This window comes from Epibacterium sp. MM17-32 (assembly GCF_022348205.1).
In the GTDB taxonomy this organism is placed as follows: domain Bacteria; phylum Pseudomonadota; class Alphaproteobacteria; order Rhodobacterales; family Rhodobacteraceae; genus Epibacterium.
Genome location: NZ_JAKRFC010000013.1, coordinates 1 through 13,501, shown reverse-complemented (window position 1 = coordinate 13,501; position 13,501 = coordinate 1). Strand labels below are relative to the sequence as shown.

General features: G+C 59.6%; 15 protein-coding genes. 3 read left to right on the top strand and 12 right to left on the bottom strand.

All coding sequences use genetic code 11. From position 1 onward, the window contains the following. Positions 1–43 precede the first annotated feature (43 nt). The 4 genes from MHM88_RS17740 to MHM88_RS23145 form a co-directional block, all read right to left on the bottom strand. Positions 44–709: a L,D-transpeptidase gene (locus MHM88_RS17740; RefSeq protein ID WP_012187180.1), complete on the bottom strand. Its 666-nt coding sequence runs from the start codon at positions 707–709 to the stop codon at positions 44–46. Between the two features lie 42 nt (positions 710–751). Next, the gene (locus tag MHM88_RS17735; RefSeq protein WP_239367994.1) at positions 752–1,237 is read right to left on the bottom strand and encodes a disulfide bond formation protein B; all 486 of its coding nucleotides are present in this window, start codon (positions 1,235–1,237) and stop codon (positions 752–754) included. Positions 1,238–1,377: 140 nt separating this feature from the next. Continuing rightward, a complete protein-coding gene (locus MHM88_RS17730; RefSeq protein WP_239367939.1) occupies positions 1,378–2,640 on the bottom strand; it encodes a multicopper oxidase family protein in 1,263 nt (420 codons plus the stop codon). A 125-nt stretch (positions 2,641–2,765) separates the two neighbouring features. Further along, positions 2,766–3,347, bottom strand: a complete 582-nt coding sequence (locus MHM88_RS23145) for a L,D-transpeptidase (RefSeq protein ID WP_012187183.1) — start codon at positions 3,345–3,347, stop codon at positions 2,766–2,768. Between the two features lie 179 nt (positions 3,348–3,526). On the opposite strand from MHM88_RS23145, the gene MHM88_RS17720 reads away from it, so the two are divergent. Together MHM88_RS17720 and MHM88_RS17715 are read left to right on the top strand one after the other, a co-directional pair. Then, the gene (locus MHM88_RS17720; protein WP_239367937.1) at positions 3,527–4,363 is read left to right on the top strand and encodes a DUF305 domain-containing protein; all 837 of its coding nucleotides are present in this window, start codon (positions 3,527–3,529) and stop codon (positions 4,361–4,363) included. Between the two features lie 12 nt (positions 4,364–4,375). After that, a complete protein-coding gene (locus MHM88_RS17715) occupies positions 4,376–5,140 on the top strand; it encodes a glutaredoxin (protein ID WP_239367935.1) in 765 nt (254 codons plus the stop codon). 21 nt (positions 5,141–5,161) lie between these two features. Here MHM88_RS17715 and cueR read toward each other — a convergent pair whose 3' ends face one another. Next, entirely contained in the window at positions 5,162–5,560 is a 399-nt protein-coding gene (cueR, locus tag MHM88_RS17710) for a Cu(I)-responsive transcriptional regulator (RefSeq protein ID WP_038008399.1), read from the bottom strand. 12 nt (positions 5,561–5,572) lie between these two features. Next, the gene (locus MHM88_RS17705; protein WP_152449575.1) at positions 5,573–8,083 is read right to left on the bottom strand and encodes a heavy metal translocating P-type ATPase; all 2,511 of its coding nucleotides are present in this window, start codon (positions 8,081–8,083) and stop codon (positions 5,573–5,575) included. A gap of 152 nt (positions 8,084–8,235) precedes the next feature. On the opposite strand from MHM88_RS17705, the gene MHM88_RS17700 reads away from it, so the two are divergent. Beyond that, a complete protein-coding gene (locus MHM88_RS17700) occupies positions 8,236–8,436 on the top strand; it encodes a heavy-metal-associated domain-containing protein (protein WP_163852054.1) in 201 nt (66 codons plus the stop codon). Between the two features lie 42 nt (positions 8,437–8,478). Here the strand turns inward: MHM88_RS17700 and MHM88_RS17695 are convergent, their stop codons facing one another. The 6 genes from MHM88_RS17695 to MHM88_RS17670 all read right to left on the bottom strand — a co-directional run bounded on the left by MHM88_RS17695 (position 8,479) and on the right by MHM88_RS17670 (position 13,452). Next, complete coding sequence (locus MHM88_RS17695; RefSeq protein WP_163852052.1) at positions 8,479–9,210, bottom strand: DsbA family protein; 732 nt, start codon at positions 9,208–9,210, stop codon at positions 8,479–8,481. A 1-nt stretch (position 9,211) separates the two neighbouring features. Further along, positions 9,212–9,694 carry a cytochrome c gene (locus MHM88_RS17690; protein WP_007803408.1) on the bottom strand — a complete coding sequence of 161 codons (483 nt, stop codon included), beginning with the start codon at positions 9,692–9,694 and terminating at the stop codon, positions 9,212–9,214. Continuing rightward, positions 9,691–11,085 (bottom strand): multicopper oxidase family protein, encoded by a 1,395-nt coding sequence (locus MHM88_RS17685; protein WP_239367933.1) that lies wholly within the window; start codon positions 11,083–11,085, stop codon positions 9,691–9,693. Before MHM88_RS17685 ends, MHM88_RS17690 begins: the two co-directional genes overlap by 4 nt. Positions 11,086–11,128: 43 nt before the next feature. Continuing rightward, the gene (locus MHM88_RS17680) at positions 11,129–12,046 is read right to left on the bottom strand and encodes a cytochrome c (RefSeq protein ID WP_054540598.1); all 918 of its coding nucleotides are present in this window, start codon (positions 12,044–12,046) and stop codon (positions 11,129–11,131) included. A 2-nt stretch (positions 12,047–12,048) separates the two neighbouring features. Continuing rightward, positions 12,049–12,621, bottom strand: coding sequence for a cytochrome c (locus tag MHM88_RS17675; RefSeq protein ID WP_054540597.1), 573 nt, complete (start codon positions 12,619–12,621; stop codon positions 12,049–12,051). 372 nt (positions 12,622–12,993) lie between these two features. Continuing rightward, the gene (locus tag MHM88_RS17670; RefSeq protein ID WP_163852047.1) at positions 12,994–13,452 is read right to left on the bottom strand and encodes a cytochrome c; all 459 of its coding nucleotides are present in this window, start codon (positions 13,450–13,452) and stop codon (positions 12,994–12,996) included. Between the last annotated feature and the right edge of the window lie 49 nt (positions 13,453–13,501).

Genomic DNA, 13,501 nt, shown 5'->3' with positions numbered 1-13,501 from the left:
TGCACGACGCAGTCCTCGGCGTGTGAGCCAAAGATGCAATAGGTTAGCTTCGAGCGGTAACGCTGTCTTCGGCCGAGTAAAGGAACGCCGTCGATCCGACAGCGACATTCGGATAGAGATCATTGATGTGGGCCATCACCATGCGCACGCATCCCGAACTGGCCCGGCCGCCAATGCTGCGAGGGCTCGGCGTTCCGTGAATTCGAAGGTACGTATCCCGATCTCCGACGAATAGATACAAAGCCCTGCTGCCCAAGGCATTGTTGGGGCCGGGCTCCATACCGTCGGCAAACCGCTCGTAAGCCTCCGGATCGCGTTCGATCATTGACTGCGTTGGCGTCCAGTGCGGCCATTCGACCTTTCGGCGGATCGTATAGGTGCCGGGTTCATAGAGATCGCCCTTGGCAATCGCCACCCCGTATCGCATCGCGGTGCCACCTTCCTCGATATGGTACAGATAGCGCGCGATCGCATCGACGTGAATGTCACCCGGGCGCAAACCGTCATTCGCCAAAACGCGTTGCGGCAGCAGCCTGGGATGCAGCCCCCATGGGTTGGTTGTTGCCGGGTCATAGTTGGCGGGCGTGATCTGCGCATCCCAAGCTGCTTTTTCGGCTGTTGACGGCCAGGTCTTAGCGAATGCTGGCGAACTCAGAGAAGCTGAAAACAGCGAGCCGGAAAGTGCAAGGAAGTGTCGTCTTGTAACCATGAAGCGAAGCCCTTTGTTTGTTTTCGATGAATGCGGGACGATTCAAGAAACGTCCGCGACCCCATGCCACCGAACCTTTTGATGTCTTGCGATCGCGACCAACCAGAGGCAAGCAAGGACACCGCTTAGGATCGCGTTCCAACTCGCCATGGACAACGTCAGTAATTCCCAGACAACCTCATCGCACAGAACAAAAGTCGAAGCACTTGAGCTGGCAGAGGGCAGCAATTCCGATACCGACATTTGGGAAACATCGAGGCCGGATCCCGTGCAAGAAGTCGGTCCCTCCCACCAGCCGCGCTCGACACCGGTATGAAACACCCCCAACGCGGATGTGCTGAGTGCCGACAGGGCACCGATTATCAGGATTGGCAAAATCGGCAGAGCAAAGAGCAACAGAGCGCCCATTCCAATGGCGATTGCGTGTGGGTAGCGTTGCCAGATGCACATTGCGCACGGCGCGTAGCCAAGAGCCTGGAAAACGAAGGCCCCCAACAGCAAGGCGGCTGATCCTGCCGCCGCAGTCATGCCGAGAGATTTTGGTGTCAGGGTCAATGAACGCTCCCATTGGCAGTCGATGGACCTGTTTCTCGCTTGTCAGGTTACGTAGACGGCGAAAGGCCTGTTATCATTCAGAGATTTGTAACGGTATGTATCCGTCTCGACCCTCAGCCGACTCTGATCCACGTTGCCATACCGTCGGCTTGGTGGCTCAACATGTGGCAATGCAGCATCCAGGATCCCGGATTGCCCAAGACGACGAGAATATCCCGCGTCTCGCCGATCTCCAAATAGGTCGAGTCCCGGTATGGACCGGCTTCACCCGCCGCATCGAGTTCCCAGAAATGGTGGCCATGCAGATGCATGACGTGTGGGAACCCGGTTTCGTTGCGGATCGAAATGCGCGCGGTCGTCCCCTGCGCGGCGGATAGGAAAGGGGTTCGAGGCAGGCCCGATACGTCATTGAGCGCCCACGTCCCTGTGCCGTTGTGGGACGCGCTTCCCGCACCTCCCTGAAGCACCAGCTCCGCGGTTTGGCCGGGGTCTTGCGGGGCGGGCATTCGGTTGGCGGGCAACGCGGTGATGGGCGCTTTCGCGGGCTCACGAGAGCCGGAAACAGCGATTTCGCCAAGGCTCAACGTCCGCTCTCCAAAGCTGTCGTCAAATCTAATAGGCCCGGTCGCATCACCAATCACATCGCATCTTTGCCCCGGAGCTAGGAGGATGGGTTCGAGTGTCTGTGGCTGCGCCAGGGGCATACCATCCAGTGCAACGATCTTGCCTGCCAGACCGTCCAGCCCGACACGGTAAACCCTGTCGATAGAGGGATTTATCAGGCGCAAGCGCAGGCGGTCGCCTTGTCTCACATTCTTGCTGGTTCCATTGGAAACAAGCGCCGTGACCGTATTGCCGATACGGCCCTCGGTCGCGAAATGAGCCGGGTTGAACCCTTCGTCGTACTGTCCGGACTGATCCAACAAGACATCGAAGAACTGAACAACGATGTCATGGTCGACAGCCGGCGCATTTTGCTCCTCGACGATGAAGGCGCCGAAAAGACCGCGGCTGACCTGATCGTAAGACAGGTAATGCGAGTGATACCAATACGTGCCGGCATCCGGGACGCCGAATTGATAACGATACGAGTCGCCCGGAATGACCACATCCTGAGTGAGGACGTTGACACCATCCATCCGATTTGGAACCCGCAACCCATGCCAGTGAACGAGAGCGCCCTCCTCCAATCGGTTATCGAGGGTAATGCGGGCGGTTTGTCCTTGTCGCATTCTGACTTCTGGGCCCGGCAGACCACCGTTGAAGCCCAACATCGACACGTCGTACCCAGCAAGGTGCGCCTTGATCGATTGGGGCGCGAGGATCAACTCGTGTGTCGCTGCTGGCAAGCGGGTACCAGCCAGCGCAACGGTCATCCCGCCAAGGAAAGACCTCCGGCTCAAAGACAATTCCGTCACCTCATGAATGATAGACTGGCTTTCGCCAGCTGCCGCACTTGTGCCATTTCCGGAAGAGGAACTTCAAGGCGACAGAACACTCCTCACGCCGTTGTCACTTTGGGATACAGGAAGACGCGGGCGCCGATTTCAACGCGTTCGTACAGATCCTTCACATGTTCATTCGTCAACCGCGCGCATCCATTCGACACGGCAGACCCAATTGTCTCCGGGGCGTTCGTTCCATGAATGCGAAGATAGGTATCGCGTCCCTCGGCATCGTAGAGATAGAGCGCGCGGGCCCCGAGCGGGTTGTTTGGCCCGCCTTTCAGTCCATCCTTGTACTTTGCGTATTTGCGTGGCTCGCGCCGGATCATGGCGTTCGTTGGCCGCCACCATGGCCATTTGGCCTTGCGCGCTACCGTGAACTCTCCGGGTTCGTACAAACCTTTGCGCCCTACCCCGACCCCGTAGCGGATCGCCATCCCGTCCTCGAGCATGAAATAAAGGAAAAAATCGTCGGGAACGACGTGGACATCGCCTTTAACCCAGTCACCACGACGGGTGTTTACCAATTGTGGTTCGAACCGTTCGGGCAATTTGACTTTGTGGGCCCAGGCAGTTGTGGGCAGAAAGCAACCCATCGCTCCGGCACAAATCAATTCTCGTCTCGTGAAATTCTGCATGGCGCGATCTCCTCGGACCCATGAAAATTCAGTGCGCGTCAGGGGCAAAGAAAAGAAGCCGTGAACCGGGGCAAACGACGCGCCTTTGTTGCCTTGAAACTACGAAAATTCGTGCTTTTGGAACTCTCCAGCGCTGGAATGTTGTTGTTTTACAGAGAACTGCAAGGAGGTGACTGGAAATGCACTACTCACGATTCTTTATGATGATCGGAACATCGACCGTGGTCATGTTCGTTCTGATGTACCTGAACACCTATCTTTGGGGCCATATCTTCTTTTCGGAGACACGCCTTTACATGGCCATCCTGATGGGGGCGACCATGGCCGTGATCATGTTGGCGTACATGTTGTCCATGTATCAGAACACCAAAGCCAACATCGCGATTTTCGTTGGCGCAATAGTCCTTTTCGCGGCGAGCCTCTGGCTGGTTCGCGGGCAATTCACGGTGCAGGACAGGTCCTACATGCGCGCCATGATCCCGCACCACTCGATCGCCATCATGACGTCGGCTCGTGCCGAGATCACCGACCCGCGCGTCCGGGGGCTCGCAGACGACATTATCTATGCGCAGGACAAGGAAATCGCCGAAATGCGCTACCTTATTGCTGACATTGGAGCAAACGGCGAAGCATCGGCCACGCGAAGCGAAACGCCGGCGCAGGTTGTGGATGCGCAACAGGCGCTTCAAACGGAGGTCGTGTCGAAGGTCGATCCTGAGTTTCTGACGGAAGACGAAATCGCTGCGGTGTTCCCGAATGGCGGAAATTGCCGCTTTGCTTACACCTCGGACAGTCCGGCTGTACTGGTGACTGGTGAAACCGGCGAAGGGTCTGCAGCCGCAATGAAGATCAGCGGTGATCTGGTGCGCCTGAATGCGCAGGGCGAAAATGCATTTTCTGAAGGCCCGCTGTCGGCCGAGATCGCAGAGACGAACGGTGACCTGACCGATCTGATCGTCAGCGCGGGAACCGACTACGAAGCCGGGTTCCGTGGTCAACTTACGTGCAGCGGATAAGGAGGAAAGGACATGCCCCGCGACACAGACAGTAAATCCGCGCAGCTTTATCGCATGGTCATGCCGGGCCATGTCTGCCCCTACGGTCTGAAATCGAAAGACCTGCTGGAGCGGCAAGGCTTCGAGGTGGAAGACCATCCGCTTGACACCCGTGAAGACACCGATGCTTTCATGAAGAAGCACGGGGTCGAGACGACGCCGCAGACTTTCATCGGGGACGAACGGATCGGCGGTTACGATGATCTCAGGGTGTTTTTCGACATTGACCCACCCGAGGAAGAGCAAAGCGACACGACCTACCAGCCGGTCATCGCGATCTTTTCCGTTGCCGCGCTGTTGGCATTGGGCCTGTCTTGGCACCAGTACGGGTCGGTCCTTACCTTGCGGGGGTTCGAATGGTTCATTTCGCTGTCCATGACCATTCTCGCGATCCAGAAATTGCAGGATGTCGAAGGGTTTTCGACGATGTTCCTCAACTACGATCTGCTGGCGCGCAAATGGGTGCGATACGGCAAGGTCTACCCGTTCGGCGAAGCGTTGGCAGGTGTCCTGATGACTGCCGGCGCGCTGCTGTGGCTCTCGGCGCCTGTCGCCCTGTTTATCGGCACGGTAGGCGCTGTCAGCGTGTTCAAGGCTGTTTATGTCGACAAGAGAGAGCTGAAATGCGCCTGCGTCGGCGGTGACAGTTCCGTCCCGCTGGGGTTCATTTCGCTGACGGAAAACCTGATGATGATCTTCATGGGGATCTGGATGCCGGTCCGCGCGATCTGGTTCTGAGGTACAGCCCCTTCTTGCCTGTCACTTGGCCAACCGCTCCGGCGACAGATCCTCGATGATGGGGCAGTCGGGCCGGTGATCCCCGGCACATTTTTCCACCAGTTCGGCGAGCGTCGCGCGCATGGATTGCAGTTTCGCGATCTTTTCCTCGATCTGGCGCAGATGGTCTTCCGCAACCGCCTTCACTTGCATGCTTTCGCGGTTTTCATCCTCGTAGAGCGACAGGAGCGTCCTGCAATCTTCGATGGTGAACCCCAAGGCCCGTGCGCGACCCAGAAACGCCAGCTTGTGAACGTGGTTCTCGGTGAACGCGCGATAGCCGTTCTCGCTACGGTTCGGGCGGATCAGACCGATGTCCTCGTAGTAGCGGATCGTCTTGGCGGGCACACCCGATTGTCGGGCAACGTCTCCGATGTTCATGTCGGACCTCCGTTATTCTGCTGGAGCAGGAGTGGCGGCTGCCATCTCTGCCGGGATTGCGCGCTGCTCGTCCATCGCAGGCGCGATGCGCCGCAGCCGCAGGGCATTGGTCAGGACAAACACCGAGGACAACGCCATCGCACCCGCCGCAAGGATTGGTGACAGGAGCAACCCAAAGGCCGGATAGAGCACCCCGGCAGCGACCGGAATAAGTGCCACGTTGTAGGCAAAGGCCCAGAACAGGTTCTGCCGGATGTTGCGCATGGTCCGCCGCGATACTTCGAAGGCGTTCACCACGCCGCGCAAATCGCCCGACATCAGGACGACATCCGCAGATTCGATGGCCACATCGGTGCCGGTTCCAATGGCGATGCCCACATCGGCATGCGCCAGCGCCGGGGCGTCGTTGATCCCGTCGCCGACAAAGGCGATGCGCTTGTTCCCTTGGCGCAAACTGTCGAGCGCCGCAACCTTGCCGTCCGGCAGGACGCCGGCGATGACGTGGTCGATACCGGTTTCGCGGGCGATGGCTTCGGCGGTTTCGCGTTTGTCGCCGGTGATCATCGCAACCGCAAGACCCTTTTCGTGCAGCGCTGCGATGGCTGCGCGGCTTGCCGGTTTGACCGGATCGGCCACGCCGATCACGGCGGCGACACGCCCATCTATGGCAGCGTAAAGCGCCGTGCGACCCTTGCTTGCGATCTTCGTTTCCTCTGGAGCCAATGCCGAGACGTCAATGCCTTCGCGCGCCATGTAGCGGTCGGCCCCAACCAACACCTCCACGTCTTCGACCACGGCGCGCACGCCGTAACCTGTGACCGATTGAAAGCCTTCGGCCGCCACAAGAGGTGCGCCCTCGGCCCGGGCGGCGCGGACGATGGCGTCCGCGACAGGATGCTCGGAGAGCGACTCCACGGCAGCGATCTTCGAGAGCGTTGTTGGGCGATCGAACCCTTCCGCCAGCACAAGGTCAGTCAGTGCGGGTCGCCCCTCGGTCACCGTGCCTGTCTTGTCGAGGGCGACCACATCAACGGAATCAAGTTGCTGCAAGGCGTCACCTTTACGGAACAGGACACCCATTTCCGCAGCACGTCCCGTCCCGACCATGATCGAGGTCGGCGTCGCAAGCCCCATCGCGCAGGGGCACGCGATGATGAGCACCGACACACCGGCGACCAGCGCCATCGTCAGGGCCGGATCAGGCCCGAAAAACAGCCAGACCAGCACGGTCGCCGCCGCGATCGCCATCACGGCAGGCACGAACCACAAGGTGATCCGGTCGACCAATCCCTGGATCGGCAGTTTGGCGCCCTGGGCCTCTTCGACCATGCGAATAATCTGCGCCAGGGTCGTGTCGGCGCCGACCCGCGTGGCGAGGAACTGCAGGCTTCCGGCGCCGTTGACCGTCCCGCCGGTCACCGTATCTCCGGCACCTTTTTCAGCGGGGATCGGCTCGCCTGTCAGCATGCTTTCGTCGACGCGGCTGGTCCCCTCGATGACCTCGCCATCGACCGCGATGCGTTCACCAGGGCGCACGATGACGATGTCACCCTGAACCAGCGCATCGATCTCGATCTCGACGCTTTCTCCGTCCCGCATCACGCGTGCAGTCCGCGCCTGAAGCCCTAATAGCTTCTGGATGGCCGCGCCCGTTCTCCCCTTGGCGCGCGCTTCAAGAAACCGCCCCAGAAGGATCAGAACGACGATGACCGCTGCCGCCTCGAAATAGACGGTGCGCAGCGTGTCAGGCAGGACCGACGGTACGAATGTCGCAACCACGGAATAAAGGTAAGCCGCCCCGGTGCCGACCGCGACGAGGCTGTTCATGTCGGGGGCACCCCGGAACAAGGCCGGGAAACCCTTGGTATAAAACGTCCGGCCCGGGCCGAAGAGAACGATTGTCGTCAGCACGAACTGAAGAAGCCAACTCGTCTGCTGGCCAATCGTGGTCTCGATCAGCATATGAACGGCCGGAATGACGTGGCCACCCATTTCGATCAGGAAGACCGGCAAGGCGAGGATGGCCGCAAAGGTGACCCGTTTGGCAAGCGCCTGAGCCTCTTCCTCCTTGCGCGCAACTCTGTCGTCACCGGCCTGGGCCGTTGCCACGGTTGCTGGATACCCTGCCGCGCCGCTTGATTCGATCAGATCGGATGTCGTGACAAGACCTTCGACGTAAACGACCGTCGCCGTCTCTGAGGCGAGGTTGACGTTCACCTCGACCACCCCGGGCACCGCGGCAAGCGCCTTATCGACCCGCCCGACGCAAGAGGCACAGGACATCGCTGCAATCGTGAGTTCGGCCCTGGCCTTCCGCGCGGGGTAGCCCAGCTCGCGAAGGGATTCGATGATGTCGGGAATGCGCTTGAGCGCGTCCACGCTCATGCGAGCAGTTTCCGAGGCAAGGTTCACCGACACATCCTCTACGCCGTCGATTGCATTCAATGCGCGATCGACCCTGCCAACGCAGGACGCGCATGACATGCCTTCGATCGGCAGGCTGATCTGTTTGGGTTCGGGCATATGTGTCACCTGTTTTTCCATTCGAAGTGGAATATGAGGCTTCCAGTTACTGGAGGGTCAATGGGAGGGCGCCAAATAAATTTCTTCACTTGACCTTCCAGCGGGGGGAAGCCCCATGTCACCGATAGAAATCAGATCAAGGAGTGGTTCCGATGAAGTTCAGCGTTCTGGACATGAGCTGTGGGCATTGCACCGCAGCAATCGAAAGCGCGGTGAAGAGCGCAGATCCGAATGCAGGCGTAGAATGTGACCTTTCTGCCCGACAGGTGCATGTCGACAGCGTGTTACCAGCCGATCAGGTCCAAGCGATCATTCGGGATGCGGGCTACAACGTGGAACCTGCGGCCGCTTGATGCAGTGCCTGGACCACCCAAGGGTGGTCCGGGCACAGAATTTCAGTCTTCGACTTTGCGGGCTTCCTCGACCAAGTCGGCAAGCTGCGCCTTTTCGACGAAGCCCGGGACCAGCGCATCCCCGATCACGAAAGACGGCGTGCCGTTAAAGCCCAGAGCTTGGGTCAGTTGCATGGAGGTCGCAATGTGCTCTTCGACCTCGGGGGCCTCCATGTCCTTGCGCAACTGCGCGATATCCAGGCCGATCTCCTCGGCCACGCGCAGCACGGAGGCCTCTTCCGCGCGGCCTTCCAGCCCCATCATTGCCCAGTGAAACTCTTCGTATTTGTCCTGCTTGCGCGCTGCCAAGGCCGCTTTCGCGGCAAACACCGATCCGTCTCCGAGAATGGGCCATTCACGATAGACGAGGCGAATGTTGGGATCGTCTTCGATCAAAGCCCGCACCTCGGGTTTGACCCGCCGACAATAGGGACAGTTGTAGTCGAAAAATTCCACAACAGTGACGTCCCCTTCCAGGTTGCCGAGAACCGGCGCATTCGGATCGTTCTCGATCAGATCGCGCTGGTCATTCAGAACTTGGGCCTGACTGAGCTCCTGCGCTTGCGCCTGCCTTTGTTCGAGGATCGCCACGGCCTCCATGACAATCTCCGGTTTCTCGCGGATTGCCTCGAGCACAAGTTCCTTGACCCGGGACTCTGACAGTTCGTCCGCGAGTGCCGGTAGCGGAAGCAAGGCAGCTATCGCGACCGTCGTGAAGGCTTGTCTGAAACGCATTTTAGTTCTCTCCCCGTTGTTCGTCGGCTTCTGTCCGCGCGGCCTGGACTTCGCGGATGCGGTCTGGCCAGGTGGACCGGATGAAGGCCAGGATGTTGTGAATTTGCTGGTCGGTCAGCACGTCTGCGAAACCGGGCATGCCACTGTCGAATTCGACGCCCTGACGCGCCAGAAGCGCCGCACCCCCCAGTTTTGTGTAATCGAAGAGCAGGCTGTCAGGATGATGCCAGGTGTGACCCGTCTCATCATGTGGTGGTGCTGGCAGGCGCCCATCCGCGCCGGGCGTTCGCCATTCCGGCTGGCCTTCCAGACCCGCGCCATGACAAGACGCACAGTTTTCTGCGTAGAGCAACGCGCCTTCTTCGATGTCGTAGCTCTCCGCCCTGGACGCGCTGCCGACATCCGAGGATGCACTGGTCGAGAGCCAATACGTGAAGGCGGCTGCTGCGACAGTGATCGGAAGGGACCAAACGAGATATCTCATGTGACCCGTATCCAGGTTGTCATGCCAGATGCGGCGTGGCTGAGCATGTGGCAATGGAACAGCCACTTGCCGGGATTGTCTGCCGTAAAGGCGATCTCCCGGGACTCGTTGCCGGCCAACAGGATCGTGTCCCGCATCGGCCCGAACGCGCCGTCGGGGCGCAGCTCGCGGAAATGCATCCCGTGCAGGTGCATCGCATGTGGGAAAACGGTCTGGTTCTCGATCTTCAGGCGCACCGGCTCGTTCAGGGATAGATCGGCCAGTGGCGTGTCGGTCATTTCGGCGACATCATTCAGGGCCCAGAATTTGCCCGCTTGGGCAAGCTGACGGAATCCAAGACGTTCCCCGCCAAGCAATGCGGACTGCATTCGCCCCATTGCCCCGCCGGACATGACCAGTCGCAAATCACGCGCATCGGCAAGGTCCGGGGCGTGTGCCGCGGGGTTCGGCGGCAACGGCAGTGGCTTGCCTCTTGGTACTGAACTGGCTGTGCCGTTGACCAGAAAACTCACCAACGGGGTCAGTTGATCATCATCGCCGATGCGAAGCAATTGGGCGGTGCCGCCTTCGCCTTCGGTCACATCCACAATTAAGTCGACGCGCTGTGCCGGGCCGAGGATCAACTCGCCGTCAACCGACTGGGGTTGGCCGGTTGGCATTCCATCCACGGCCACCGTCCAGCCACTGAATCCAGAGAGCCTCAGCGGGAAAATTCGAGCGCTTGCTGCGTTGATGATCCGCAAGCGAATGCGTTCGTTGCGCTTCGCGGGCAAGGTCAGGTCATAGCGCCCATTGGTCGTGATAAAGTTGCCGATGCGTCCACCGTGGCTCATCATCATAGGCTGTTCGAAATTGTCGAACAGCTGCCCGCTCTCAGGGTCGAGCAACCAGTCCTCCAGAACGATGACTTCCTCGCGGTCTATGTCCGGTCCATCGACCTCTTCGACGATCAAGGCACCGCGCAAACCACGCGCGACTTGCTCGTATGAGCGATTATGCGCGTGATACCAATAGGTGCCCGCGTCCGGTACGACGAAGTCGTAGTCAAAGGTTGCACCTGGTGCCACGGCTTTCTGGGTCAGTCCTGAAACGCCATCCATCGCGTTATCGATCCGGATTCCGTGCCAGTGAACCGAACTGGGATCGGGTACCTCGTTGCGGAACCTGCGACGCACCCGATCGCCTTGTGCAACCCGGATTTCCGGGGCCGGAACAAGACCGTCATAGCCCCAGATCTCTGTTTCCGGGTAGGTGTCCGGAAGAAGTTGTCGACGCGCAACCTTGGTAACCACGTCCTCGAACGGGGTTGCGGCATAAGCCGACCGCGGGATGGCGGCCGCACAGGCCGCCAGAGTTGCATTGCGCAAGAAATCCCTACGTGTTTGTTTCATTTCGATCCTCGAGAAAGCGGGGGCGTGTCGCCCCCGCGTGATGTTAGTTCGAAGCGGAGTTCTCCGCCTCGACCGTGTCCTTGTTCAGTAGGAAAAGCGCCATCGCTTCGCGATCGGCAGGTGTCAGAAACCGAGTTCCGTCGCGAACGACTTCCGCCATGCTGCCGCCGAACGCATCGCCCGAAGGGGTGATGCCGGTCTGGAGCGCATAAGCGAGGTTTGAAACCGTCCAGTCATTTTTGGCCAGGTCTTTTGGCCGTATCGCGGGTGCCTTGCTGCCACCGGGAAGCTGGGCGTTGCCTGCAAAGGAAGCACCGATATCGCGGCCTCCCGCAAGATTGCGCGGCGTATGGCAGGCTCCGCAATGTGCCGCACCGCGCACCAATTCCCGTCCGCGATTCCATGAGTCGCTTCGCCCTTCAACCGGTTCGGTATCCGGATCGTAGAAGAACGCCGCTCGCCAGAGCTTCAGCCCCCATCGTTGGTCGAATGGGAAGCTGACATCGTTTTCTGGTGCAGGCTTGTCCACGGGCTGCACGGTTTGAAACGCCGCCCAGAGGTCAGCGATATCCTGGTCAGAAAAATCCGCATAGAACGTATATGGGAAAGACGGATAGTAGGGCGTTCCATCGGGGCCGATACCCTGCCGCACGGCTTTTGCGAACTGTTCTGCCGTCCATTCGCCCATGCCATGTTCGGGGTCTGTCGTCAGGTTGGGCGGATAGAACGTTCCGAACGGGGTTTCGAGCGGCGCCCCTCCGGCAAGTGGCGCGCCGCCCGCTTCGAAATTGGTATGACAGGCAATGCACCCACTGGCGCGCGCCAGATACGCGCCCCGGTCGACATTGCCCGCTGATGCGATCGGCGCCACCGCACTGCCGACAGGCCATGCAATCACCGCGCCGAGGCCGGCCGCGCCCAGCACGGCGACCCCGCTGACCAGTGTCAAAAACCGTCGCATGGTCAGTCTTCTTCCGCCCGGAAGCGTTCATGGCACGCGGAACAGACCTGGGTCGTCATCGCGAATGCCGCGTCGGCGGGCATTTCGGCAATGGCGGCCGCATCCATCATGCCGCCTCCGCCCATCATCGTGCTCCCGCCCATCATGGACCCACCGCCCATCATCGAGGTGCCACCCATGGAGGTATTGCCGCCCATGCCGCCCAATCCATTGTCGGCTGCGCGTTCCAGGCCTTCGGAATATTCTTCCAGCTGACTCGCCAATGCTGCGAAGCGGTCCCAGTCGGTCCACACCTCGTCTTTGGCTTCCGAGGGCATGCCCCCTGTGCCCTCAGGGAACAGGTTCGTCATGCTCTCACCGGCGTGCTGCTGGAACAGGCGCGCGGCATCGCGCACTGTTTCTGCGTCATAGGCCGTTTCGCCCCTCATCATCGGGGCCACGGTCTTGACCGCCTTCCCCATTGCAAGCATGGCGTCCATGCGCTCTTTCACGATGCCGGTGGCACCGCTATGCGCGAATGCCGTGACCGCAGTACCTGCAATCAACACTGCCGCTACGATAGTCGTCTTTTTCATGTCTTCGATCCTTCTTTGGGTCTGCTTTTCGAGCGATGTGAAATCAGACCCACCGTCGTGGCGGTGGAGGATCGCTGGCGGAGCGCAACTCGGTTCGTTGGGTCGCGCCGTCTTGCATGACTGCCGTCAGAAACTGCGGCTCGTAAACCACGTTTGGCTGGAGAAACACCACCGCCGTGACAGAACAATCGAGTCCCGGATGACAGTGGCCAGAGGCCTCGTTCGTCGATGACCCTACATCTTCGTGAGCGTGAAATTCTTGCGCCAAGGACGCTTCACCATGAAAAGCTGGCGCCTCAGGCACTCCGAGAACCACTAGGAAAAGGCCGAAAACGATCGACAGAATCCATCCGTTTGTCTTCGACCAACGCATCAGTCAATCCCGTTGGCCCGCTGTAGTTCGCGGACATAGGCGGCAACCATCTTGACGTCTCCCTGGGTCAATCCCTCGATCCGTGGCATGTTACCGAAATTCCAGTGATGCGCACGCACGCCATTTTGAGCGGCCAAAACAAAGGCCATGTCGGAATGGTGGCTTGGTTCGTAGATCTTGTGCACAAGAGGCGGCGCAACACCGTTTTGACCGGCAGCATTTTCACCGTGACACTCAGAACACTTTGCCTCGAATATGCTCTTTCCAAGCGCCGCCTGTTGCGAGAGATGAGAAGGCAGCTGGACCTGAACGATCGGGCCGCCTTCAGCGATCTCACTTGTGTCGGGTGGCGTCATGGAGTGGCCAACCGCTGTATCTTCCGCTCCAACGAACTGCCAAACGGCAAAACCCCCGCCGATAACAAAAACGGCACCAATCAGCGCAGTCAATTTGTCCATGCCTGTATCTTCCGCCTTGCCCGTTGGGTCAGATGAGTTTGACTTGAGT